Source organism: Streptomyces sp. NPDC103540 (assembly GCF_055584445.1).
On the sequence record NZ_JBVJMA010000020.1, the window covers coordinates 57,615 to 81,916 of the forward strand.

The following is a 24,302-nucleotide window of genomic DNA, read 5'->3' on the forward strand; positions in this document are numbered from 1 at the left end:
GAGATTCGCAAGCATGGGAAATTCGAAGGCGTACCCCGTCCACCGCACCCCCGACCGCTTCGAGGGTACAGACGGGCGCGGCAGCTGTGGGCGCTCTTGGCCTGGCATGACGATGAGGTCGAGCTGGGTGCGGAGATGACCACGGTCGATGACTTCCGCAGGATGGTGGCGATGCTGCCCGATGGCCGGTACGACCACGTCTCCATGCGCGAGGACCCCGCGACAGGGGAGTACGTGTGGTTTGACCTGGACGTGCGGGCGGCCGCCGATACCGACATCGCCGAGGAGCTGCCCCTGTACGTATGCCAACGCGTGTCAACGGGTTTTGAGGGGGGACTTCGTACAGGCGCTCGGCCGCGGACCGGCGTCGATCTGCTGGGAGGGGCGCTGGCCGGACGAGCCGGAAGCGGGCTCGTTCGGCGTCCGTAAGTACGACGGGGTGCAGGTTGTGTTCAACAGTGACCGTGCCGACTGGGACCGTACCGCCGACTTCCACACTGTGTACGTCCACGTCACGAAGTTCGGTGACCTTGGTCGTGCGCAGCGGCCGGCCGCCGCCATCGGGGGCGCTGTGCTCGGTGAGGCTGAACTTGGCTGGTGACCCTCGTTTCACTGCCGACCGCATCGACCCGACGGGGGAGTCGTGCACGGCCAGGGCCGGATGGTCGAGGATCGCCGCCACGTAGAGCGCCACGGGCGGGGTGGCCCCGTAGACGCTGTTCTGGTGGATCACCCGGCCCGACGAGTCGTCCAGCGCCGCCTTCCTGACGAGGGGGTCCGGGGCGACGAGACGGGCGAGGGCCGCCGGCAGGGACGCGCCCGTCCCGCACGGGGTCTTCGCCGAGGCCCAGTCCGTGCCGTGCGGGACCGCTTCGGGGCGCGGGGGTTCGGGGGAGCGGCGCATGGTCGCAGACCAGGGCGTGGGTCGGGCGGGCGCGCGGCGAGGGGGCAGCGGTCACCCCGAGCGCGCCGGTGCGGCGTCCGTGTCCGTGTCCGTGTGGGCGTCGCGCAGGGGCTTCGAGAGCGCCCCCAGCACACCGATGCCGATGATCACCACGGCGCAGCCGACGACGGTGGCCGCGGCCCCGCCGACGCCCGCCAGGTTGCCGAGGGCGTTGTTCATGAGGAGCAGGGCGAGGCTCTGCACGAGGACGAGCACCGCCTGGACGCGGGACAGGTGGCTCTCGGGCGTCGCCGCCAGGACCAGGGGCGCGACGTGCGCCGAGAAGAGTCCGTTGCCGAGGCCGATGACGGTCGCCGCCGCGACGGCGGTCGCCGTGCCGGGCGCGAGTCCCAGTCCGAGCACGCCCAGGCCCGCCAGGACGAGCCCGAGCGCGGACAGGAGACCGGGACGGCCCAGGGGCCCGCGCCGCAGGACGGCCAGGGTGACGGCGACCATGCCGATGCCCTGCGCCCCGACGACCAGACCCGCCGCGCCCGCGCCCCAGTGCTCCTCGCGGGCCAGCAACGGCAGCATCAGCGGCAGGATCGGGAGCAGGAAGCCCGCCGCGACCCCGGTGAGGAGGAGCCCGGGGCGCAGCACCGGGTGGGAGAGGCCGACGCGCACCCCGTCGGCGGCGTCCTTGAGCAGGCTCGCGCCCTTCGGCGGGGGCGGCACGGCCCGCCGGGGCCGGACGACGACCAGCACGACCAGGACCAGCGAAGGTGACGGCGTTGACCAGGGAGGCACCGGCCAGGCCGGCGAACCCGACCAGGATTCCCCCGAGCGGCCCGCCGCCCAGGTTGATCACCTGCCCGCCGATCTGCCGCAGGGACAGGGCGCGCGGCAACTGCTCCTTCGGCACCAGGCGGCGCGGCATCGATCCGGAGGCCGGCAGGTAGAACGCGTCGGCGATCCCGACCACGACGCCGGCGGCGATCAGCAGGACCGGCGGGGCGCCGAGGCGGTGGGCGACGGCCGCCAGGACCAGCGAGAACACCAGCATCACCGCGTCGCCCGCGATCAGCACGTACCGCGCGCTGACGCGGTCGCTCACGGCGCCGCCGATGAGCAGCAGGAGGACGCGCGGCAGGGTGACGGCGCTCAGCACCAGTCCCGCGACGGCGCCGCCGCGTTCGCTCGCCGCCCAGCCGAGGGCGAAGTAGAAGACGGCGTTGCCGGCGAGGGAGGCCAGGATCCCGCCGAGCCACAGCAGGTAGGAGCGGGGCAGGGGCGCGTTCGCCTTCCCGGGCCTCCCGTCGTCCGTCCTGTGCGCCCGGGGGGCGGGCGGGCGGCCGGAGGTGGTGGACGTCGGGCGTGCGGGGCGCTCTTCGGAGGTGGTGATCAGGTGCTCCCGGAAGGTTCGGTCGGTGGGACGACGGTGTGAGGAGTGGTTCAACGGCCTTGTGCCGCGCCGCCGTTCGGCGGGCACGTCACGTCCCGAGGGGTCGGTCCATCTTCCTATCGCGCCGGGTCGGCCCCGTGGGCCGGGCGGAGGCAGGCCGTATCCTCGCCCGGAGCGGACGAGCGAAGGACGGACGGGCGTGGCGGGCAAGAGAACGGACACGGGAACGGCACCGGCACCGGGACAGGGAACGGCACCGGGACAGGGGCGTACGCCGCTGAGCGCGCGGGCGCGCGAGGAGGTGCGCGAGCGCATCGTCGACGGCCGCTATCCGATGGGCTCGCGCCTCGTGGAGCGGGAGGTCGCCGAGGAACTGGCGATGTCGCGCGTTCCGGTGCGCGAGGCCCTGCGGGCCCTCGTCGCCGAGGGCCTGCTGGAACTGCTCCCGCACAGCGGGGTGCGGGTGCGCCGCCTGGAGCGCGCCGACGTCAGGTGCCTGTACGAGGTGTGGGAGCCGCTCGCCGTGCAGGCGTCCCGGCTCGCCGCGCGCACCGTGGCCGCGGCCCGGCCGCACGATCCGCCGGGGCTGGCCGCGCTGCGCGAGTCCCTGGAGCGCGCCGAGGAGGCGGCCACGGCCGGCGAGGGGGCGCGTGAGGTGGCCGAACACACCGCCTTCCACGAGCGGATCGTCGTACTGGGAGGCAACCCGCTTCTGGCGCGCACCATGGAACAGCTGGGTTGGCAGCTCCGGCTCCTCTTCGGCATGCGCGCGGAATCCGCGCACATGCGGGCGCAGCACGCGGACATCTTCCGGCACATCGCCTCGGGCGACGAGGAGGCCGCCGCGGCGAGCACCCTGCTCCACGTGCGCGACAGTCGCGCGGTGGCCTTCAGCTCGCTCTTCGGTGACCCCTCTTTGTATACCGAATAGCCAACCCTGCGGCAGGGTGACCGCATCAGGCATGTCAAAGCCCGCAAAACGGCGCCCCTTGCGGATCCTCCTTGTCGCCATCACCCATTTGGTATACAAAATAAGACGGGTCGCCCTCCCGCAGGTGACCCGCGCTCCGTCGCCCACCCAAGGAGAGACCCGCCATGACCTCCTCCACGCCGCCCTCCTCCACACCCTCGTCCGTGTCCCGACGAGGCGTCCTCGCCGGAGCGGCCGCCCTCGGTGCGACGGCGTTGCCCCCGACCACCGCCCGGGCCCAGGACCGGGCCCGCCGACCCGAGAAGGCCGTCGTCTTCCGCGACGTACGCCCCCTCGGCGCCCGCCGCCCCGTCGACCTGGTCGTCGTCGACGGCCGGATCTCCGCCGCGCCCGCCCCCAAGGGCGCCAAGGTCGTCGACGGCGGTGGCCGCCTGGCGCTGCCCTCGCTCGTGGACGCCCACATCCACCCCGACAAGACCAGCTGGGGCGGCGGTTGGGTGTCGCGCAAGCCGGCCTCCGGGATCGCCGAGTACTGCGCCCAGGACGTGGAGTTGTTCCACGCCCAGCGCCGACCCGTCGGGGAACGCGCGTACGCGCTGATGGCACACGCGGTCACGCGCGGCACCCGGGCCATGCGCGCGCACGCCGACGTGGCACCCGCGTACGGCCTCGCCGGCGTCGAGGGGGTGGCGCAGGCCCGGGAACGCCTCGCCGACGCGCTCGACGTGCAGATCGTCGCGTTCCCCCAGCACGGGGTGGTCCGCACCCCGGGCACGGCCGCGCTGCTGGAGGACGCCGCGCGCAGCGGCGCCGTCGACATGATCGGGGGCATCGACCCGATCAGCTTCGACCAGGCCCTCGACGAACAACTCGACCTGGTCTTCCGGCTGGCGGACCGTTACGGCGTCGGAGTGGACATCCACCTCCACGACCGCGACGAGAAGGGCGTACGCGTCCTGCGCGCCATCGTCGAACGCACCCGCGCGCTGTCACTGCGCGGCAAGGTGACGGTCAGCCACGTCTTCTGCCTGCCGTTCCTGGCCGAGCCGGCGCTCGACGCGATGGCCGCCGACCTCGCCGACCTGGACATCGCCCTGACCACGGTGGCCCCGAGCGAGTCCCTGGTGCTGCCCGTCGCCCGCCTGCGCGCGCACGGCGTACGGGTCGGCCTGGGCTCCGACGGGGTGCGCGACTCGTGGAGCCCCTTCGGGAACGCCGACATGCTGCACCGCGCGCACCTGCTGGGCTGGGTCACGGACGCCCGCCTCGACGAGGAGCTGGAGTCCTGCTACACGGTGGGCGCCCACGGAGGGGCCGACGTCATGGGCCTGGCGCACGCCGACTTCACCCCGGGCGCCCCGGCGGACTTCGTCCTGGTCACGGCGGAATGCCTGCCCCAGGTCGTGGTCGACATGCCGCAGCGCGACATGGTCGTCCACGCCGGCCGCATCGTGGCCCGCAACGGAGAACTGGTCTGACGCGATCGGCTGAGCCGGACGCGGAGCCCATGCACCCCGGTGCGCCACCGGACACCGGGCACCGGACATCGGAGCCGGACGCGGGCATGACAGGATGTACGGCATGACCATCCGAAAGGCGCATGCCGCGTAGGCCCCCGGGCCGGATCCGACGCGAGCCCCGCTCCGGGGCCGCGAAGGAGACCGAGCCGTACGTTCCGCCCCGCACACCCCCCGACGCGCTCCTCCCGGCGGAAGCGCACGAGAGTTGGGCCTCACTGGCCGTTCTGCTCCACGGGCACCTGCCCGGCCGGCGCACGACGACGAGCTATGTCAGCTGCACCCGTCTGCTGCGCACGAGCCCCTTCGGTCTCTGGGTGCGCCTGCGCGAGCTGCTCGTCGAACGCGGACTGGCCATCCCGACCACCGTCCTCGTCTACCTCTTCCCCGACGGCGCCTGCTCGGAGACGGGCGTGGTCCACACCGACGGAGGTCATGTCCACGAGTTCGACCTCGCCTACGATCGGCTGAAGGACGGAGACGACCGGAACGCCGTGATCACGCGCTGGCGCGATCTGACGCCCTCCTGGCGGGAGGTTCCCTTCCACTCCGAGATCGAGGACGCGTTCCTGTGGCGCCCTCCGGCGCGACGTACCTCCTTCGCCCTTCCCGAGGCGGCCCCCGCGCCCCCCGGGCCGGGCCGATGAAGCGCCGACCGGGTCGCGGGGCGGAGCTGCGGGCGGGTCAGTTCCGCGTCTCGAACCCCGCGAGGAGGGCCCGGGGGTCGAAGGTGACCCGGATGCGGGTCACCCTTCCGCCCTCCACGTGCATCCAGTTCACCGTCGGAGTCGGTGGCGCGACGCTCGTGTGCAGGTCGAACCAGGTGATCACGTCATCGCCTTCCGCCACCCGCACCTTCACGTCGATCTTCTCCAGAACGCGGCCGAGCCCCCGCAACCCGGCGAGCGCCTCGTCCACCCCCGAGGCCGTTCCCAGCGCCCCGACGAAGTCGACGTCCTCGGCCAGCACCCCCCTCAAGGCGCCCAGGTCGCCCGCCTCCCAGGCGGTGAAGTAGGTCTCGGCAAGCTCTCGCGCAGTCCTCGTCCTCGTTGTCATGCCTCCATCCTTCAACCATCCGATCCATCCGTCCAACAGATGGATCGGATGAGATCTATCATCGTTGGATATGGAGATGCACCAGCTGCGCTACTTCGCCTCGATCGTGGAGGAGGGCTCCTTCACCGCTGCCGCCCATCGCCTGCACGTCAGCCAGTCCGGCATCAGCACCCAACTGGCCAAACTGGAAACGGAACTGGGACAGCGGCTCCTGGACCGCTCCGGCCGTCGGATCCGACTCACCCCGGCCGGTGAGGCCGTTCTCCCCCTCGCCAAGGACGCCCTCGCCACGTTCGAGGCCATCAAGCACACCGCCGCCGGGTTCGCCGACGCGGTCCGAGGCCGGGTCCGCCTCGGCATGATCATGGGCTGCGCGATCCCCGCCTTCCTGGACACCGTCGCCGCACTCGGCCACACCCACCCGGGCATCGAGGTCAGCCTCCACGAGGGTCACTCCGACGACCTCCAGGCCCAGGTCCTCGCCGGCTCGCTCGACCTCGCCCTCATCGGATACGCGGGCGACGGCATCGCCCCCGGCCTGGAGGCGAACGTCGTCGTCGACGAGCCGATCACCGCGGCCGTCCCCGCCGGGCACCCCCTGGACCGGCCGGACCTCCGCCTCGGCGACCTGCGGGACCAGAGGATCCTCTGCCTCTCCACGGGCACCGGCATCCGCGCCGCCTACGAGGACTCCTGCCACGGGATCGGCCTCGACCCACGCGTGGACATCGACGCCAGTTCTCCGGCCACCCTGCTCCGCCTCGCCGAGCGCGGCGCGGGCGTCGCCGTCCTCAGCGCGTCCTCCACACAGGGCGCCGCCCTGCGGACGATCCCGCTCACCGACGCCGCCACGCACGCCCGGCTCGGACTCATCACCCGCCGGGGCCAGAACTCCCCGGCCGCGCAACTCCTGCGCACCGGGCTCCTCGCCGCGCTGCGAGCCGGATAGGGGATGGCCGCGCCGGCCCGACCGGGCGGGGTGTCCCGCCCGGTCGGGCCGGGGGTCAGTGGTGGGCGGCCGGGGTGAGGGGGGTCGGTTCGGGGGCGGGCTGCTTTCCGAGGTGGTTGAAGGCGAGGTTGAGCAGGACGGCGACGACGCATCCGGTGCTGATCCCGGAGTCGAGGACGATGCGGGCGCTCTCGGGGAAGGAGTGGTAGAACTCCGGGGCGGCGATGGGGATGATGCCGGCGCCGAGGGAGATCGCGACGATCAGGATGTTGTCGCCGCGTTCGAGGGCTGCTCCGGTGAGGGTCTGGATGCCGCCGGCCGCGACCGTGCCGAAGAGGGCGATGCCGACGCCCCCGAGGACGGGCTGGGGTATCAGGGCGACGACGGACGCGAGGACCGGACACAGGCCCAGGAGCAGGAGGATGCCGCCGGCCGCGGCGACGACGAAGCGGCTGCGGACCTTGGTGATGGCGACCAGGCCGACGTTCTGGGCGAAGGCGCTGGCGGCGAACCCGTTGAACAGGGGGCTGATCGCGGTGCCGAGGCCGTCGGCGCGCAGGGCGGCGGCGAGGGTCTTCTCGTCGGCCGGCTTGTCGACGATCTCACCGAGGGCGAGGACGTCGGCGGTCGACTCGGTCATCGACACGAGCATCACGATGCACATGGAAATGATCGCGGCGGCAGCGAACTGCGGGGCGCCGAAGTGGAAGGGGGTGGGAACGCCCACGATGTCGGCGTCGGCGACGGCGCTGAAGTCGGCCACTCCCAGGGGCAGCGAGATGAGGGTGCCGGCGACGAGCCCGAGCAGGATGGCTATCTGCTTGAGGAATCCGTGCAGCAGTCGCCGCAGGGCCACGGTGATGAGCAGGGTGGCCGTGGCCAGGCCGATGTACGTGAGGCTGCCGTAGTCCGGTGCCTGACGGTTGCCGCCCTGGGCCCAGTTGAAGGCGACGGGCAGCAGGGAGACGCCGATCAGGGTGATGACCGTACCGGTGACGACCGGCGGGAAGAACCGGATGAGCTTGCAGAACCACGGCGCGAGCAGGAACCCGAAGACACCGGCCACCATCACGGCGCCGTAGATGACGGGCAGGGCGTCCTCGGGCCCTTCGGCCTTCGCGATCGCGAGCATCGGGGCGACGCCCGCGAAGGAGACGCCGTTGACGAAGGGCAGCCGTGCCCCGACCTTCCAGAAGCCGAGGGTCTGCAACAGGGTGGCGATGCCGGAGGTGAACAGGGACGCGCTCATGAGGAACGCGATGTCGGCGGTCGACAGTCCGACGCCGATGCCCACGACGAGCGGCGGGGCGACGACGCCGGCGTACATGGCGGCGACGTGTTGCAGGCCGGCGCTGAGGAGCTTCAGCGGGGGCAGGGTCTGGTCGACCGGGTGCGGGGCGGACGACCCTTCTACGGTGTCCGGTTCCTGGGTGGGCGGAAGGTGCGACACGAGGAGCCTCCTGGCCGGGCGCGACGGGGTGCGCGCGCAGCGTGGGATGGAGCGGTGGCGCGCGGCCATCGCTCTGCGGTGGGCAGATGGGGATGTGCGGGTGCACGGGTGTACCGGGGTGGGGATGCGGGGTTGTGCGGCCGTGATGACCGACTCGGCCGGGGGCCCGGGGCCGGGGGCCATGAGTCATGGGCCGGGGCCGGGGCCAGGGCCGGTGAGCGGGGGACCGGTGGCCGGGGAGCGGCTTGAGCGCGGCGGCGAAGGGGTGGCCGGGGCCGCGTCACATCAGTCCACGATGTGTACGGAGCCGCTCCGTCCGGCGAAGTCGGAACAGTTGCTCACGCCGGGCCCGTGGTGTCAAGAGGCTCCGGGGTCCGGGTGCGGGTGGGGGGCCGGGGCCGTGGCGACCGCGGCGCGGACCTCGTCCCACAGGCGCAGGTCGATCCGCTCCAGGAAGTCCGCGGCCTCGGCGTCGGCCGCCGCGGCGGCGTGCGTCGACGCCCCCACGGAGCCTTCGAGCAGCTGGTAGGCGAAGTGGAGCCGCTCCAGGGAGTGCCGGATCACGGCGGGTTGGAGCGGGACGATACGGCCGACGGGGTCGGTGTAGTTGGGCCACCAGCCGGTGACGGCCTCGCGGAGCAGCACCCGCAGCCGGCCGGTCGTGCCGCAGGCGGCGACGAAGCAGGCCGGCGGTGGGCGCAGCGTGCGCAGCAGGGCGGCGGTCTGGGCGGCGTTGCCCTGCCAGCGGTTGCGGCGCTCCGCCGCCTCCCAGCGGGCCCGGGTCAGGCCCAGCGCCGTCGCGGTCTCGCTCAGGGAGAGCCCGGCGACGGTACGGCACTGGGTGAGGGTGCGGGCTTCCCCGACGAGGTCGACCGGGGAACACCACAGGGCCGCGGCCAGCGCCTTGACCAAGTCGTCGTCGGGTACGGCGACCCCCGTCTCCCAGTCCCGCACGGACGAGGGATGTACGGGTTCACCGCGGTAGGCGGCGACGGCCCAGGCGACCTGGCCGAGCGTCAGCCCGAGCCGGGTGCGCACCGCCGCGGCCCGGGCCGGGGCGAACGGGGGCAGGGCGGATGGATCTTCTGCGGAAGGCATAGCGGCAGACCGTAGAGACCCATCGGGATTTCGCCAAGGCCCGAATCGTTCCCAGCCGCTTCCGCGGCCCGTATGCGAAGCCCGGTCGCAGGAGGTGACGCGGCGGTGACTTTGTCGGAAATCACGCCGAGCAGAACCCGCTGACCAGGTCTTTTGCAGGACGGGTGCGGTGTCGAAGCGGCTCGCCGAACTCGCCGGTACTGGCAGTTCCTCCAAAGTGTCGGCCGAACTGGCCACGCCTCTTGGGGGAGTTGACGAAGGGCGGGGCGGCTCCCTAGAGTCCCGTCCCGTCCACAGCGGAAAAACATTTCCGTGATGCGAAAGTGGCGGTGGCCGGATGTTGCTCACCCCGCACCACCCGAACCACCGCCTGCCGAGTTCCGGCCCGGGCCGTCCCCCGGTGCCGGTCCACACGTCGACCCTCCATCCGCACGACCCTCCATCCGCACGCCCCCGGCAGCCCCCTGCCGACGGGCGGTGTCCCAAGGACCTGCCTTGTCGCCCCGCGCCTCAGCCGGCAGCACCCCGGCTCCCACCCGGACTTCCACTCGGACTCCCACCCCGACCCCCGGCCCCGCCTCGCCCGCCGACGCACCCCCGCACCCGGTCGACGAGATGCTCCCCGCCCGCCGCCTGGTGCCGGCCGCCCTCCAGCACGTCGCCGGCATGTACGCCGGCCTCACCGCCCCGCCCCTGATCATCGGCGGCGCCCTGGGCCTGACCCCCTCCGAACTCTCCGCCCTCCTCGCCGCCTCCTTCCTCGTCGCCGGCCTCGCCACCATCGCCCAGACCCTCGGCGTGTTCGGCATCGGCGCCCGACTGCCCCTCACCAACGGCGTCTCCTTCGCCGTCGTGTCCCCCGCCCTCGCCACGATCGCCGCCGACGGGTCCGCCGACGGGTCCGCCGACGGACTCGGGACCGCCCTCCCGGCGATCTTCGGAGCCACCCTCGTCGCCGGAGCCCTCTGCCTCCTGCTGGCACCCGTTTTCTGTCGACTCGTCAGGTTCTTCCCGCCCGTTGTCAGCGGCTGCGTCATCACCCTCGTCGGCGTCTCCCTGCTCCCGGTCGCCGCCGGCTGGGCCGCCGGCGGGGACGTCCGCTCCGCCGACCACGGCTCACCCTCCAACCTGGCCCTGGCCGCGGCCACCCTCGTCCTCACCCTCGCCATCCACCGCCTGCTCTCCGGCCGGTTCCTCGGCCGGGTCGCCGTCCTGCTGGGCATGCTCGGCGGCACCCTGATCGCCGTACCCCTGGGCAAGGTCGACCTCGCCCCCCTCGCCCAGGCACCCCTGTTCGCGCTGCCCGAACCGTTCGCGTTCGGCGCGCCCCGCCTCGTCCCCACGGTGATCGCCACCGCCGTCGTCGTGATGCTGGTGTCGATGGTGGAGTCCACCGGCTCCCTCCTCGCCCTCGGCGCGGTCACCGGACGCCCCACCCAGGACCGCACCATCGCGGGAAGCCTGCGCGCACAGGGCCTGGCCGCCCTCCTCGGCGGCGTACTGGGCGCCTTCACCACCACCTCGTACGCGCAGAACGTCGGCCTCGTGGCCCTCAGCCGCATCCGAAGCCGCTACGTCGTCACCCTCTGCGGCGCCATCCTGCTCCTCATGGGGCTCGTACCGGTCCTCGGTTCCCTCGTCGCGCTCGTCCCGATGCCCGTCCTCGGCGGCGCCGGCGTGGTCTTCTTCGGCTCCGTCGCCGTCGCGGGCATCCGCACCCTCGCCAAGGCCTCCCTCGGCACCGGCCACAACGGCGTGATCGTCTCCGTGACCCTCGCCTTCGGCCTCTTCCCCCTGGCCGCCCCCGACCTCTACGACCGCCTGCCCGACCCGGCCGCCACCATCCTCGGATCGGGGGTCACCGCCGGCTGCCTGGTCGCCGTCGTCCTGAACCACCTCCTCAACCACCTCGGGCGCGGCACCGAAGCCGACCCCGACGCCGTCCCCACCGGACGGATCACCGCCCCCGACGGTTCCGCCGGCCCGGCCGCGTCTCCGTACGCCACCTCCCCGTACGCCGCCCCCGCCGGCCGATCGCCCCGCCACGCCGCGCCCCCGACGCACGGCACCGACTGGCCCCCGTACGCCGCTGCCGGGGTCCAGCCCCCCGACCACCCCGCAGAACCGGCGCCGGCGCCGGAACCGGAAGCCGCGCCGGGGGCCGCCCCCGCGCAGCCCACCGCCATCACCTTCCCGGGCCCCCTCCACCCCCACCACACCCGCGGCCGTCACCTGCCCCCGACGACAGCAACGGACGGACCGCCGCCGCCCCACCAGCAGCCCGGACTCTAGCGGCCCGACCCCAGCGGGCCCGGGCCCCCGAGAACACCGGCTCCGACAAGCCGGTCGAACAGAGCGCCTCCCGCACACACCGAGCGGGAGGCGCTCTGCGCTCGCCCAACGGCGCCGCACCGCAACCGACCGCACCCCTACTCCCCGTCCGGGAACCCCGCACGCTTGTAGGACTTCATGATCAGCCCGGTATCCGCCGCGATCACCGCGTCCAGCCCGGTGAACACCCGCTCCGCGAACGCGTGGAACTCCCGCACCGTGCGATGGCTCGTGTACCCCAGCACGCTCATCCGCCCCGTCGTCACCATCAGGTAGCGCACGGCCGGCTCCGCCGCGACCAGGCGCACCACCTCCTCCCGCCGACTGGGCGGCACCTCCAACCGGAACCGCCCCTCCACCGGAAAGCCGAGGAACCCGGGCTCCACACGCAGCCGCAGGTGCAGGACGTGCGACTCCATCAACCGCGCCAGCCGCCGCCGCGCGGTGGTCTCCCCGACGTTCAACTCCCGCGCCAGATGCGCCGTCGACATCCGCGCGTCGCGGTACAACAACTCCGCCAGACGCCGGTCCAGTTCGTCGACCTCGACCGGCGCCGGCAGCGGACGCCCCTCCATCGCGTACCGCCGCACCCGCGTCGGCTCGTCGTCGTACGGCGCCCAGTCGCTTGCCGTCAGCACGAGCCGCTGCATCAGCGAGGTGTGCAGGTCGACGACGCCCTCGATCCGCCCCACCACCCGGTCCACCAGCCGCAGCAGCGCCTCGGGGGCGGGCACGAGGAGCTCGGCGAACACGTCCAGGGAACCCGTGCAGACCTCCACCGACCACGCCTCCGGCAGGGCCGCCAGGGCCACGGCCACCTCGTGCACGCGGCCCGGCCGGCAGCGCACCGCGACCTCGGCGGTGATCCCCTCCCCCAGGTAGTCGGGCACCAGCGCCGCGAGGAACGCCACGCGCCCGGTGTCGATCATCCGCTCCAGGCGGCGCGCCACCGTCCGCTCGTGCACCCCCAGGTCCTGCGCCACATCGGCGTACGACGACCTCGGCGCGCGGTGCAGGACCCGCAGGATGCCGTGGTCGAGGGCGTCCAGCGGTACTTCCGCATCAGGGGCTTCGGGGACGGAACGGGGCATGAACGGCTCCTAGAGGCCAGTGTCGTCGCGCCGGGTCGGACGCGAAGACGGTACGGCCCCGCCGGACCGCGGACGCGGAAGGCGCCGGCTTCCGCCGCCGCGGACGGCCCCGCAGGCGCGATCCGCCGCCGCCGAACCCCCGGTGCCAGGATCCCCCGAGATACCGAAGGGTTCTTGCCATGATCGTGGCCGATTGGCGACATTGGTGGCGCGGAACCCACCCCCGGTGGCCGGCAGGCGACATTGACAGCGGGGGTGGGCCCGCACCCCGCCCGGCGCCGCCCGCCTCCCCGCCTCCCCGCTCCCTCCCACCGCCCGGAGACCACCCCGATGCACCGCACCCCCGTACCACCACACCCCCGACGGCGGCTCCGGTGACCGAGCGGAGACGGGGCCGGCGGCATTCCTACGCCATGCAGCGCATCACCGCCGGCGCGCGCGGCTACCGCGCCCGCGCCACGGCCGCGGGCGCGTACCTGCCGGGCCTGGCCCGGCGCCCCCGCCCCGACGTGCTGATCATCTGCTGCTCCGACCCCCGCCTGCACCCCGCCCTCATCACCGGATCGCTCCCCGGACAGACCCTCGAACTCCGCACCCCGGGCGCCGCCGTCCCCCACCCGGACACCCCCGTCCTCACCCAGGCCCTCGCCTTCCCCTCCCTCAGGGACATCGTCGTCCTGGGCCACTCCGACTGCGACGACAGCCGGCCCGAACCCTGCCCACCGGACGAAGCCGGCCACAACGGGGTCGCCCTCCACCTCGCGGCCCTCGGCAGCCACCCCACCGTCGAATCCCGCGTCACAGCCGGCCGCCTGCGCCTCCACGGCTGGTACCACGACCTCACCACCGGCACCACGTCCCGCTACCAACCGGGAACGGGCACGTTCACCCCGCTCTGACCCCGGAGCGAACAGAACGCTCACATTCCTGATGCACCGGCTCCGAGGCGGTCCGCCCGGCCGGGGGCCGGGCCATGGTCGCCGCCGCGCAATGCGCGTGCCGTTTCGCGTTCCGTCGAGTTGGATGGCCGCGTGACACGACCGCCGAGGTCCGCCGCGCGGTCGCGGCCAACGAGGCGACACCACCGCACGTCCTGGCCGCGCTGCTCACGGGCGAGGGGCTGCCACCGGCAGAACGGTGCCTGGTCTGCGACGCCGAGGAGACGCCCCACCCACACGATCCGTACGGTCCGCGGCCCGACCACGACCTGCGCCCGGGCGCCTCGTGCACCGGTTCGCACGAATCCACGCTCCAGGAGTCGGCGCAGCAGGCCCTGCGGAACCCCGCCACGCCGGTCGCGGCCCTCCTCGGATTCCTCGATCATCCTTCGTGGCTGCTGCGCCACGCGCTCGCCGCCCGCCCGGACCTGCCGCCGGAGGCAGCGGCGAGGCTCACCGGCGACCCCGTTCCCGGCGTGCGAGCCGAACTCGCGGAGAACCCGGTGCTCGACGACGCCCTGATCCGCGTGCTCGCCGCGGACCGGGGACACGACGTGCGGCGCCGACTGGCGCACAACCCCCGTGTGCCGCTCGACGTGCTCGCCGATCTGGCCCCCGCCGCCAACCCGTCCCTGCCGCCGAGTGCGATGGCGGCCGTGATGGCGGCTCCGTGTGTCCGGGCGTAGGCGGACGCGTGCGGTGTTCGGTCAGCCGCCGTCGACGTAGGCGCGGGCCGCCACCATGACGTCGCGCATGCGGCCGTCGGCGATGCACTGGGCCGGCGCCTCGTCCTCCAGTTGCGGGTTCATGCCGATCATCCAGGCGCGCGCCGTGTAGAGGCTTTCGGCGTCCTGGATGAGCTGGAGGACCTGGAGCGCGGCCCGCAGGCGCTGTTCGGATTCGGGGCGGGGCGTGCTGTCGCCCGCCGCCCACTTGCCGACCTGCTTGGGGTCGTTGATGTTGGCGATCCGCGCGGTCAGGCGCTGGCCCAGGTTGTGCTGGAGGAACCGGGCGATCTCGCTGATGTGCATGCGCACGGTGATCGCGTGGGCCCGTTCGGCGCTGGGCGCGCTCCGGGGGACGGTGGCGGAGGCCGTGCTGGTCTCTGAAGGCATGGTCGGGTCTCCCTCGTTGCCCTGACTGCGCGCCCCCCACTGGCGGCGGGTCACGTGTTCAGGCGACGGGTGTCGAGTGGTGCCCGGGGGACCTGGCTGTCGCGGGCCGTCACGGGGGACGGCCGGAGGGGACGCTCGGGTCTCCGCGAGCTGTGGACGCTTCGTGTCGTCGTGTCGTGCGCCCGACCGCAGGGAAGCGTGACCGTGCGGGCGGAGGGTGTCGGCCGGTTCGCGGCCGGCGTTCAGCGTCGAGGTATTCCGGTCCGTGGGGATCCGGCACCCGGTCGGCCGAGGAGGTGGGGGAGTCCGTCGGGGGTGCTGCGGCACTCCGCGACCCCGATCGGGAGTGCGGTGACCGCGACGCACGGCGGCGGTTGGGCGCACCACCCGGAAGCCCCGGATAAGGGACTGGTGACAGTCCTGCCGATCACGTTCATGAGATCCCCCACATGCTCCACGTAGTCTGAGTAGTTGTTAGGTTACCCATTATCCCGCCCCAACTCCACCTCTTGGGCGAAATCGCGCATGCGCGGACGGTGCCTCAACTGCCCCGTTTGGAATGGTGTTTACGGCTCCGGCCTGCACGGATGCCGCCGGCAGGGCGGCTGCCGGCGGCGTGTGGGTGGCCGATGAGGGGTCGATTTCCTTCTTTCGGACGACCCCCGCGTAGTGCTTTTGTGGTGGGTTTTCGGGTGGGTTTCCCGGTGGGCTACCCCAGGGGGTTGCGGGGTGTCACGTCCGGGTCAGAGCATGGTGAGCCCGTACTCGTCCGCCACCCGCCTGAGGGCCTCCGCCTCGGGGAAGACCAGACTGGACTCCTCCTGCTTCAGCTCCACGTCGTTGAAGACGGCCCAGCACTGGCGCATCCCGAAGCGGGAGCGGTACGCGATTCCGTGGATGAGGCGCTCCCGCTCCATCGGCCCGGTCCGCCGCGTGATGGCCCAGGCGGAGATCAGCCGGGTGATCCGGCGGTCGAAGCCCTGGATGTGTTCGGGGGTGAGCCGCCGCACGCCCCGCTCCGCCAGTTCTCCCTTGAGCTCGTGGGAGAGCGTCTCCAGGGTCCGTTCCTCGTCCACGTCCAGGAACCGGGCGTCCTTGGGCGGCTGGAGTCGGACCAGCGTGTGCCTGGTCGTCCAGTCCCGGGGAAGCCTGCCCGGGGGGAAGTGGTGGGGGCCGCCCTGCCACTCGTCCCCGATGACCTCCCGCATCCCGGGGGCCACCCGGAAGTGGGCTAAGGCCTCGGCGAAGCAACCGTCGTGCTCGGACGCGCAGTAGAGGGTGCCGTGGGTGATCAGGCTCCAGCGGTTTCCCCCCTTCCCCGACGCGTCTTCCCGACTGATCGTTTCGAACGTGAGCGGATTCTTCGCCTTCCCCAGGCGCCAGATGCCGCGCTCGGGTGCCGGGACGAGGACGACGTCGGGCTGTGCGGTGTCCCTGCTCATAGGGCGGTGCTCCTTGCTCCGGCCACCCTGCGCGGGCGCGGGCCGGTGATGCTCGTGGGCTCGTACGGCGGACGACGGACGGCGGACGAGGGTCGGCCGGGCGGTCCGCGGCACGGGGCCGGTGTCGTGACGGTGTCGGTGCGGTGTTCGTCCAGGAGGAGCGGCGCTTGCGGGTGGTGGTGGTGCGTGGGGCGCCTGTGGCGCGTGGGACGGGCGGGCCAGGGGGCGCGTACCGGAGGCGCACCGGTCCCCCGCCACGTGCCGAACGATCATTTTCATGCGCGGACAGGCCGGAAGCGACCGGGATGAGGTGCTCATCGGGGGCGCACGAGGGAACAAGGGGGGCGCATACGGACGCGTTCAGGCCTCACCGGCCCGGCAGCGGGCCAGGTCCACCTCCACGACGGCGGCCCCCGCGTCCCCGGTGAAGGAGAGCACCACCCGCCCGCCGGACGCCCCCGGGTGCGCGTCGAGGGCCCGCACCGGGCTCCCCACCGCGAGCAGCAGACGGCACAGCCCGCCGGCGGCGTCCCAGACGCGGACCGTCCCGTCGGCGGACCCGCTCGCGACGAAGCTGCCCTGGCCCTCCGTGTTCCACGAGGTCAGCGCGTGCACGGCCGCGCCGTGGCCGGTCAACGGATCGCCCAGGGGCCGCCGTTCGCGCAGGTCCCACAGCCGCACCGTGCCGGTGTCGCCGGCGCTGGCCACGTACGGGGGCAGGCCGCCGAGCGGGTCGGCGTTGACGGTGACGGCGTTCAGGACACCCTGGTCGCACCGCAGCGGCGCACCGACGGGGCCGTGCTCCGGGTCCCACAGCCGGACGGTGCCGTCGGCGCCGGCGGAGACGAGCAGGTCGGGGCCGAGTTCGGGGCCGGCGCCGTTCGGGGCCGCCGCCGCGGCGACGGCCCGCACGCGCATGCCGTGCCCGGCCCACGCCCGCAGGGGAGCGGCCCGGTCCAGGTCCCACAGCCGCACCCGCTCGTCGTCGCCCCCGCTCAGGAGCAGGTTCCGGCCGTCACCGCCGGTCCAGGCGGCCAGGCAGCGGACCGGCAGGATGTGCCCTCCGAGGATCCCCGCCGCCTCCGCCGCCTCCGGTGCCTCCAGCGCTTCCGCGGCTCCCGTGGCTCCGGTGCCTTGCGTGGCTCCTGCGGCTTCCGTGGCTCCCGGGAGGAACCGGTGTCCGTCGGCGTCCCACAGCCGGATGGAGTGGTCCTCGTCCGCGGCCGTCACCAGTACGCGGCCCCCCGCCCGGTGGGCCCAGGTCAGGGCGGTCGCCGGCCGGCCGACGTCGAGCAGGGCGACCGCCTCGCCCGAGCCGATGTCACGCACCTCGATCCGCGCGTCCTGGTCGTTGCCGAGCGCGAACCAGGCGGGACCGGCCGCGTCCCCGATCCCCGGCACCGACAGGGCGCCCCGGCTCGGAACCGGCTCGACGGACCCGCCCGCCGCCGCCCCCGGTACGTCCAGCACGCGCCCCAGGGCCTCCCGGTGCCACAGCCGCAGCGTCCCGTCCGTCGAGGCCGACGCGAGGGTCGTGGCCTCCGCGGAGACCAGGGGGGCGAGCGCCGTCACCGAGGAGTCGTGCCCCCGCAGCAGCCCCGGCGGGCCCGGGGCGGCGGTGTCCCACACGGCGATGTCACGGCCCGACGAGGCCGCCAGGAGCCGGCGCCCGTCGAGTTCGAGGGGCACCAGCGCGCTCACCGGCCCGACGGCCCCGGTGAGGCTCGCACCCGGACCGGAGGTGTCCCAGAGGGTGACGCTCCCGTCCGCGTGGCCTGCCGCGACGGTCCCCGGCGAGGCGGCGACCAGCACCCGCACGGTGCCGGGGAGGACGAACCGGGCCACCTCCGCGGAGGTCTCGGCGTCCCGGAACACCAGGGCGTCGCCGTCCGCGACCGCCAGCAGCGGCCGACCGTCCGGCCCCCGCACCACCGTCAGGCGGGGGGTCGTCGTACGCGGCACCTCCCCCGGCAGGCCCGGCAGCTCCTGCGGCCCCATGCGGTCGTTCCACCACACCACCCGCCCGTTGCCGTTGACGCAGAGCACCGCGAGCTCGCCCCCGCCGTCGACGTACGCGCACACGTCGGCGATCCAGATGTCACCGGGGCGGTGCACCTGGTCGACGAGGTCGCCGCTCGCGAAGTCCCACAGGCGGACCGTGCCGTCGGTGCTCCCGGACACCAGCAGCGCGGACTGTCCGGGGCGCCGCGCCCCCAGCAGATGGCGGACCTCCCCCTCGTGCCCCGGCACCCGTTCGCGCAGCGTCGTCCCGTCGACCGCGTCGAGCAGTTCGATGCCGCCCTCGGTGTCGCCCACGGCGAGGACGCCGCGCCCGTCCGGTGCCGTCAGCGCCGTCAGGGACCGCACCGCGGTGTCCAGGGTGGCCAGGACGTTGACGGGGGGCGCCCACCGGGACCACAGCACGTCCAACGGCGCCCGTCGCGCGGCCTCCGCCTCCTCGGGGGTGCGCGGGCGCGCCGGCCCGGGGGAGCGCAGCGCCGTGTACGCCAGGTGCAGGCTCGCCAGGCGCGAGACGTGGCCGGCGCGGTGCAGGTACGGCTCCACCGCCGCCCAGGCCTCCAGCCGGCGCCGGTCCTCCCGACCCCGGTCCAGGCCCAGCAGCCCGCGCAGGGGGCTGCCCGTCAGCCACGGCAGGAAGTCGGCCGGCACGTGCGCGTCGTCCAGGACGCCGCCCAGGCGGGCGTGGCGCGCCAGGTGCTGCCGTACGTACGGGTGCGGGGCGGTTCCGTCGGCGCCGGCCGTGTGCGGGGCGGCCAGCTCGGCGAGCGCCCGCGCGATGCGGGCGTGCGCGGCGGCGTCGGCCTCGTACGCGTCGTCACCGCCGGACGCGTCGCCACCGCCGGACGCGTCGCCACCACCGGACGCGTCGCCACCGCCGGAAGCGTCGGCGTCGTCGGACGCGTCGGCTTCGCCCTGCGGGGCTTCGTACACGGCGTCCCGCGTGCCGCCGTCGGACGCGTACGCCTGCCCGTCGCCCCTCCCGTCCCCGTCCCCGGGCGCCCCTTCCACGTCACCGGCGTCGAGCTGATCCCCCGTCATGCCCAGCCTCCCCCCGGGCGCGTCGCCGGCGCCGCGCCAGGCGCGCAGCACCGCGGCCAGCCGTTCGTGCGCCGGCCGGTACACCCGCTGGTCCTCTTGTACGTCACGGGTGAGATATCCCGCCAGACGGCCTCCCAGCAGGGTCCTGATCTTGTCGTCCGCGTCCTCCAGGGTCCGGCCGAGCAACGCGGAGGCCACCGCCGGCCACACCTCGCCCCAGGCGATGCCCCGCCCCCGCGCGAACGCCGTGGCGCGCAGCAGCGCCAGCGCCTCGTCCGCCGCCAACCCGTCCTCCGGGGCGCGCGCCAGATCCGCGCGCAGCAGTCCTGTCGTCCCCTCGCCCAGTCCCGCGAGCCAGGCCCGGTCCGTCAACAGCCGCGGTCCCGCCGTACGCAGTTGGCCGGCCGCGACCCGGGCGTCGAGGAAGGAGCGGCCCACCGCCCCGGCGACCGTGCGCGCGGGTTCGTCCAGGTCGTGTCCCGCCCACGCGGGTTCCCCGTGCAGCAGGGCCCGTACGTACCCCCGGACGTCGTCGCCCATGTCCGCGTCGTCGGTGCGCAGGACGACCGCGCCGGGGAAGGCCTCCTGGAGGCGGCCCAACAGGTCCTGGCCGTCGTCCGGGTCGGAGCGGGCGCCGGCGCCGTCGGCGCCCGGATCGGTGCTGCGGACGGCGACCACCAGCCGGACCCCGCGGCGCGGCGCGTCCGACCCCCCGGTCGCGTCCGACCCCCCGGCCGCGTCCGGCGCCGGCCGTGCGGACAGGTGGTCGGCCAGCGGGACCAGGGCCTGGTAGAGGGCGGCCGACGGTTCGCTCGCCTCGTCCAGGGAGTCCACGACGATCGTCACCGGCGGCCCGGGCGCGTCGAGGAACTTCCGCAGCCCGGCCTGCCAGCGGCTCGACCGGTCCCGCCCCGAGGGGTCCGGGGTGACGCCGAGCCTCTGGCAGACGACCTGGAGCAGCGTCAGCGCCTCCCGGTGCCGCGCGGTGATCGCGATGGTCACCGCCCCCTCCTGCGGAACGGTTCCCTCCGGACAGTGCCGGACGGCTTCCGCGAACAGCTCCGACCCCCTGAACCGCGCGTCGCTCAAGGTCACGGCGCGGCCCAGGATGGCCGACTTCCCGCTCGCCGTGACCCCCGTGACCAGCAACACCCCCGGGCTGCCCGACAGGAAGGCCACCACCGCCGCGTTGAGCGGCTCGCGCCCCGAGAAGTACCAGCCCGCGTCCTGCGCCCCGGGCCGCCCGCTGGCCTTCTCCAGCCAGTACTCCAGATCGTCCGGGCTCGCCGCCACCTCCCGACGGCTGTCCTCCACCGCGGCGACCTCCGGCCGGTGCCCGGGGTTGGGCAGCGCGGCCGTCGGGACGTGGAGCTTGCCCCACACCACGGAACAGTCGACCGACAGGACGCGCCCGAGCTCCTCCCCGAGCGTCCGCGTCGCCTGGTAGAGCGCCCGGCTGAACTCCGACACGGTCAGGTACCGCCGGGTGATCCCGCCGGCGGTCCGCAGCCACTCGTGCGCCCTGGCCAGCACCATCGCGAACTCCCCGCTCAGCACCCGCATCTTGGGCGCCGCGGTGACCAGTACGTTCAGCGTGCCGTACGTGGTGCGCGCGGTGGACAGGTCCCGTGAGAGCTCCAGCAGTTCCCCCGCCAGGTCGGCGGACTCGCACATGTTCACGATCACCAGGACGTCACGGGCGTACGAGTCGAGCGCGGCGACCACGATCTCCGTCGTGCGCAGCCCCGTCGCCAGCAGGCGGTGGGTGTCGGTGTCCCGCAGGACCGCGAAGTGTTTGGCCGCGGCCGACGTGACACCGTGGCCCGTCACGTACAGCACCAGCGGTACGTCCGCTTCCGCCTCCCTGATCCCGGAGGAGGCCAGGAAGCACTCCACTCCATGACGGTCGGTCACCGGTTCGGTGGGGGCCACCCTCACGAAACCGGGCCCGTCCGGCGGCGGCCGCTCCCACCAGAGGGCCACCGCCTCCCACTGCGTCTCGAACGCGTGGCGCAGCGCCTCGGTACCGTCCTCCATGGGCAGGACGTACAGCGTGCCGGCCGCCGGCGGCATCGTCGCCTCCCGCACGTGCACCCGCACCGGTGCCGGCGTCGGTGCCGGTACCGACGCCGCGGTGGGTGCCGCTGTCGGCGCGGGCACGGTCACCCCCAACCCCACCGGTCCGGCTAAGCCGTTCTCGCCCCGCTCCCCGTCCATGCTCCCTATTGTTCACTGCCATGAACCAGCACCATCGCCACACCACCACCACCACCACCGCTCCCGCCACCTCCGCCACGCCCGCCCCGCCCGACATCGACGGGTTACCCGACCACGTCACCCAGGACGCGGTCGTCGTCGTCCCCGGGATCATGGGCAGCGCCCTGCGCGACACGACCACCGGCAAGCACGTCTGGGGCATCGGAGGGATCTCCTGGCTGCTGAAGGCGTGGACCCTCCCCAAGGGCCTGGAAGCCCTGGCCATGACCGAGGACGAACTGGCGGGCAAGACCGGCCGCATCGAGGCCACGGGCCTGCTGCGCACCTCCGCGTGGACCCCGTACCTCGCCGGCAGCGAGCCGTACACCGACCTCGTCGAAACGGTGCTGACCAGTGTCGCCGACCCCGCCGCGGTACTGGAGTTCGCCTACGACTGGCGCCTGCCCGTCGCCGTCAACGGCCGTCTCCTGGCCGAGGCCGCCCGCCGCCACCTGACCGCCTGGCGCGACCACCCCGCCCACACGCAGGCCCGCCGCCACCGCGTCGACCAGCGCGAAGGCCGACTCGTCTTCGTCGCCCACTCCATGGGCGGCCTCGTCACCCGCGCCGCCCTCGACCCCCGTCACGACGGCGACCTCCAGGGCGACACCCGAGGCGTCATCACGCTCGGCACCCCCTTCCAGGGCGCGGTCAAGGCGGCCGTTATCCTCGCCACCGGACGCGGCGCCCCCGTACCGCTGCCGCACCGCAAACTCCGGACCCTGTGCGCCACCATGCCCGGCCTGCACGACCTCCTGCCGCAGTACCGCAGCCTGCGCTCCGGTGGCGACGTACGCCACCTCACCCCGCGCGACGTCACCGCCATCGGCGGCAACGCAGAGCTGGCGCGCGACGCGGCCCGCTTCCACCACGGCCAGAAGACGATCACCCTGCCCGGGCACCGCTCCGTCGTCGGCGTCAACCAACCCACCTTCCAGAACCTGACCATCAACGGCGGCACGGTCGTGGCGCACCTCGACGGGGCCCGGGCGAACTCCGACGGCACGCTCCTGCGCGACGCGAACGAACGCGTCCGCTTCTTCCGGGTCCAGGGCGACGGCACCGTCTACAAGGAGTCGGCGATCCTCACCGAGGCCGTCACGCACCTGCCCCTGCAACACGGCGACGTGGCCAAGGCGCAGACCGCCCTCGAAGCCGTCACCGAGATCCTCCGCGACGACATCCACCCCGGACCGCCCCTGGGCGAGGCCGGATGCGGTCTGAGCGCGCCCGACTTCGTCGAGGCCGACCGTACGTGGAAGCTCCAGCTCGGCGACGTCGACTCCCTCGCGGGCGTCACCTGCCGCATCACCGACCTCGCGCACCCGGACCGCCCGGCCCTGGAACCCACCCTGGCCTGGGAGGACGGCATCGCCACCGCCCGCCCGTCCGTACCGGCCCCGAGCCTGTACCGCATCGAGGTCCACACGCCCGACGGCTCCGCCATCACCCAACTGCTCCTGGCCGCCGAACCGGGCCAGACCCTGGCGGAATCGGAAGGCTGAACCTCGGCTAGCCTCGCCGCATGTCACTCACAGTCGAACAGTTGGCCGGGTATGTGGAGCGGGGTCTGGACGCCGACGTCGCGCGTTGGTTCCCCGACGGGCCGCGCGTGGCGATCCCCGCCGGGACGCGGCCCGTGGCTCCGTTCCTGGCGGGGCTCCCGCGCGATGCCGGGGCCGCTCTGGCCGCCTTCGACCGCAGGGTCCGGGACGGGAGCCTGCCCGCCGTCCTCGACATCGCCGACTGGTCGTACGCGTTCGACTTCGCCGCCAACGACTGCCGGATCCTCGATTCCGACCACGAGACGGAGCTCACGGACGACGACGTGTGGTCCATCGGCGCCGACGGCGGCGGCAACTACTTCGTCGTCCTCGGCGACGGCCGGGTGGCGCTGTGGTTCCACGAGGAGGAGGTCATCGAGGGGCACACCGGGTTCGACAACCTCGACGTCTTCGTCTGGACGATGCTCCGCTACCACGCCGTCCGCGCCGGGGTCCTCGACCTCGCGGCGGTCGAGCCGGACTTCCGCACCCTCGCCCAACCCGGCGTGCTGGCCCCGGGGATCGGCCTGCTCGCCCACCTGACCTGAGCCCCGGGGAGGTGGGGACGGCCGATCGGGTGAAGGGCGGCGGGCGGGCGTCACAGCGGGGCGGTGAGGATTGTCCGATCTGTATGACAGTAGATCAGCTCCTGCCGCGCCAGAGTCAGTTCGTCCGCCCGCGCTCCCGGTCGCTCGACCGGGCGGGCGGCCGGCCCTTCCGTCCGACGGGGTTGCCCGCGCCCGAGGAGCGGCGTCGGCTCCGGGAGCAGTGGGGTCTTTCGACCCGGCAGGTCGCGGTCGCGTTCGGGGTGAAGCCGGCGACCGTACGGTCCTGGGAATCCGGTCGCAGCACGCCACGAGGGGGCCGGCGCGACGCGTACCGGCGGTTCCTGGCGGGGCTCGCCCAGCACGGCGCCCTCGCGGACGTCGGCCCCCGGGGGAGGGGACCGGTCCGCGCGGCCGAGGCGCGGCGCCCCGCGGTCCGGCCGGTCGGGAACACCGGGACCCCCGGCAAGCCGGTGGCCGGCGCTGCGCCGCCCCCGGTGCGGGCGGGGCGGGTGGGCGCCGTCGTGCGGCGGGCGGTGGATCCGGTCTCGCCCGAGCGGGTGCGCCGGCTGCGGCTGCTCGGGGCGGCGGCCTGCCTGTGGTCGCTGGCGCTGTGGGTGATCCTCACCTGCCCGCCGCCGCTGTAGGCCCGGCCGCCGCTGCCCGGCCGCGGCCGTAGGTGCCGCCGCGGAAC

18 protein-coding genes and 2 pseudogenes are annotated in these 24,302 nt (G+C 74.0%); 11 read left to right on the plus strand and 9 right to left on the minus strand.

The window, feature by feature from the left end; genetic code table 11:
* Positions 1-135: 135 nt before the first annotated feature.
* A complete protein-coding gene (locus tag ACZ6ZI_RS34975) occupies positions 136-429 on the plus strand; it encodes a hypothetical protein (protein ID WP_469527932.1) in 294 nt (97 codons plus the stop codon).
* 526 nt (positions 430-955) lie between these two features.
* On the opposite strand, the gene ACZ6ZI_RS34980 is transcribed toward ACZ6ZI_RS34975, so the two are convergent.
* Both ACZ6ZI_RS34980 and ACZ6ZI_RS34985 read right to left on the minus strand, forming a co-directional pair.
* Positions 956-1,690 (minus strand): MFS transporter, encoded by a 735-nt coding sequence (locus ACZ6ZI_RS34980; RefSeq protein ID WP_469527934.1) that lies wholly within the window; start codon positions 1,688-1,690, stop codon positions 956-958.
* Between the two features lie 31 nt (positions 1,691-1,721).
* Positions 1,722-2,600: pseudogene (locus tag ACZ6ZI_RS34985) on the minus strand (MFS transporter); the annotation flags it as partial.
* On the opposite strand from ACZ6ZI_RS34985, the gene ACZ6ZI_RS34990 reads away from it, so the two are divergent.
* The 3 genes from ACZ6ZI_RS34990 to ACZ6ZI_RS35000 all read left to right on the plus strand — a co-directional run bounded on the left by ACZ6ZI_RS34990 (position 2,485) and on the right by ACZ6ZI_RS35000 (position 5,380).
* Positions 2,485-3,216, plus strand: coding sequence for a GntR family transcriptional regulator (locus ACZ6ZI_RS34990; RefSeq protein WP_469527935.1), 732 nt, complete (start codon positions 2,485-2,487; stop codon positions 3,214-3,216). The pseudogene ACZ6ZI_RS34985 and the gene ACZ6ZI_RS34990 overlap by 116 nt on opposite strands.
* A 164-nt stretch (positions 3,217-3,380) precedes the next feature.
* Entirely contained in the window at positions 3,381-4,694 is a 1,314-nt protein-coding gene (locus tag ACZ6ZI_RS34995; protein ID WP_469527937.1) for an amidohydrolase, read from the plus strand.
* Between the two features lie 122 nt (positions 4,695-4,816).
* The gene (locus ACZ6ZI_RS35000; protein ID WP_469527939.1) at positions 4,817-5,380 is read left to right on the plus strand and encodes a hypothetical protein; all 564 of its coding nucleotides are present in this window, start codon (positions 4,817-4,819) and stop codon (positions 5,378-5,380) included.
* Positions 5,381-5,417: 37 nt separating this feature from the next.
* Here ACZ6ZI_RS35000 and ACZ6ZI_RS35005 read toward each other — a convergent pair whose 3' ends face one another.
* Positions 5,418-5,789, minus strand: coding sequence for a nuclear transport factor 2 family protein (locus ACZ6ZI_RS35005; RefSeq protein ID WP_469527940.1), 372 nt, complete (start codon positions 5,787-5,789; stop codon positions 5,418-5,420).
* A 70-nt stretch (positions 5,790-5,859) separates the two neighbouring features.
* Here ACZ6ZI_RS35005 and ACZ6ZI_RS35010 point away from each other — a divergent pair, with 70 nt between their 5' ends.
* Positions 5,860-6,738 carry a LysR family transcriptional regulator gene (locus ACZ6ZI_RS35010; protein ID WP_469527941.1) on the plus strand — a complete coding sequence of 293 codons (879 nt, stop codon included), beginning with the start codon at positions 5,860-5,862 and terminating at the stop codon, positions 6,736-6,738.
* Between the two features lie 55 nt (positions 6,739-6,793).
* Here the strand turns inward: ACZ6ZI_RS35010 and ACZ6ZI_RS35015 are convergent, their stop codons facing one another.
* A complete protein-coding gene (locus ACZ6ZI_RS35015) occupies positions 6,794-8,257 on the minus strand; it encodes a nucleobase:cation symporter-2 family protein (protein ID WP_469527943.1) in 1,464 nt (487 codons plus the stop codon).
* A gap of 288 nt (positions 8,258-8,545) precedes the next feature.
* The gene (locus ACZ6ZI_RS35020) at positions 8,546-9,286 is read right to left on the minus strand and encodes a helix-turn-helix domain-containing protein (RefSeq protein ID WP_469527945.1); all 741 of its coding nucleotides are present in this window, start codon (positions 9,284-9,286) and stop codon (positions 8,546-8,548) included.
* Between the two features lie 615 nt (positions 9,287-9,901).
* Here ACZ6ZI_RS35020 and ACZ6ZI_RS35025 point away from each other — a divergent pair.
* Entirely contained in the window at positions 9,902-11,578 is a 1,677-nt protein-coding gene (locus tag ACZ6ZI_RS35025; protein WP_469527948.1) for a nucleobase:cation symporter-2 family protein, read from the plus strand.
* Between the two features lie 137 nt (positions 11,579-11,715).
* Here ACZ6ZI_RS35025 and ACZ6ZI_RS35030 read toward each other — a convergent pair whose 3' ends face one another.
* Entirely contained in the window at positions 11,716-12,708 is a 993-nt protein-coding gene (locus tag ACZ6ZI_RS35030; RefSeq protein WP_469527950.1) for an Lrp/AsnC family transcriptional regulator, read from the minus strand.
* A 413-nt stretch (positions 12,709-13,121) separates the two neighbouring features.
* Between ACZ6ZI_RS35030 and ACZ6ZI_RS35035 the strand changes: the two genes are divergently transcribed.
* Both ACZ6ZI_RS35035 and ACZ6ZI_RS35040 read left to right on the plus strand, forming a co-directional pair.
* Positions 13,122-13,607 carry a carbonic anhydrase gene (locus tag ACZ6ZI_RS35035; RefSeq protein ID WP_469527952.1) on the plus strand — a complete coding sequence of 162 codons (486 nt, stop codon included), beginning with the start codon at positions 13,122-13,124 and terminating at the stop codon, positions 13,605-13,607.
* A 143-nt stretch (positions 13,608-13,750) separates the two neighbouring features.
* Positions 13,751-14,260 (plus strand): annotated as a pseudogene (locus ACZ6ZI_RS35040) (hypothetical protein); the annotation flags it as partial.
* Positions 14,261-14,353: 93 nt separating this feature from the next.
* On the opposite strand, the gene ACZ6ZI_RS35045 reads toward ACZ6ZI_RS35040, so the two are convergent.
* The 3 genes from ACZ6ZI_RS35045 to ACZ6ZI_RS35055 all read right to left on the minus strand — a co-directional run bounded on the left by ACZ6ZI_RS35045 (position 14,354) and on the right by ACZ6ZI_RS35055 (position 21,480).
* Entirely contained in the window at positions 14,354-14,761 is a 408-nt protein-coding gene (locus ACZ6ZI_RS35045; RefSeq protein WP_469527954.1) for an XRE family transcriptional regulator, read from the minus strand.
* Positions 14,762-15,504: 743 nt separating this feature from the next.
* The gene (locus ACZ6ZI_RS35050) at positions 15,505-16,203 is read right to left on the minus strand and encodes an RES domain-containing protein (protein WP_469527955.1); all 699 of its coding nucleotides are present in this window, start codon (positions 16,201-16,203) and stop codon (positions 15,505-15,507) included.
* 360 nt (positions 16,204-16,563) lie between these two features.
* Complete coding sequence (locus ACZ6ZI_RS35055; RefSeq protein ID WP_469527957.1) at positions 16,564-21,480, minus strand: AAA family ATPase; 4,917 nt, start codon at positions 21,478-21,480, stop codon at positions 16,564-16,566.
* Positions 21,481-21,500: 20 nt separating this feature from the next.
* Here ACZ6ZI_RS35055 and ACZ6ZI_RS35060 point away from each other — a divergent pair, with 20 nt between their 5' ends.
* The 3 genes from ACZ6ZI_RS35060 to ACZ6ZI_RS35070 all read left to right on the plus strand — a co-directional run bounded on the left by ACZ6ZI_RS35060 (position 21,501) and on the right by ACZ6ZI_RS35070 (position 24,255).
* Entirely contained in the window at positions 21,501-23,024 is a 1,524-nt protein-coding gene (locus ACZ6ZI_RS35060) for an esterase/lipase family protein (protein WP_469527959.1), read from the plus strand.
* A 20-nt stretch (positions 23,025-23,044) separates the two neighbouring features.
* Complete coding sequence (locus tag ACZ6ZI_RS35065; protein WP_469527961.1) at positions 23,045-23,611, plus strand: hypothetical protein; 567 nt, start codon at positions 23,045-23,047, stop codon at positions 23,609-23,611.
* Positions 23,612-23,694: 83 nt separating this feature from the next.
* On the plus strand, positions 23,695-24,255 hold the full coding sequence (locus ACZ6ZI_RS35070; protein ID WP_469527964.1) for a helix-turn-helix domain-containing protein: 561 nt from the start codon (positions 23,695-23,697) through the stop codon (positions 24,253-24,255).
* Positions 24,256-24,302 lie beyond the last annotated feature (47 nt).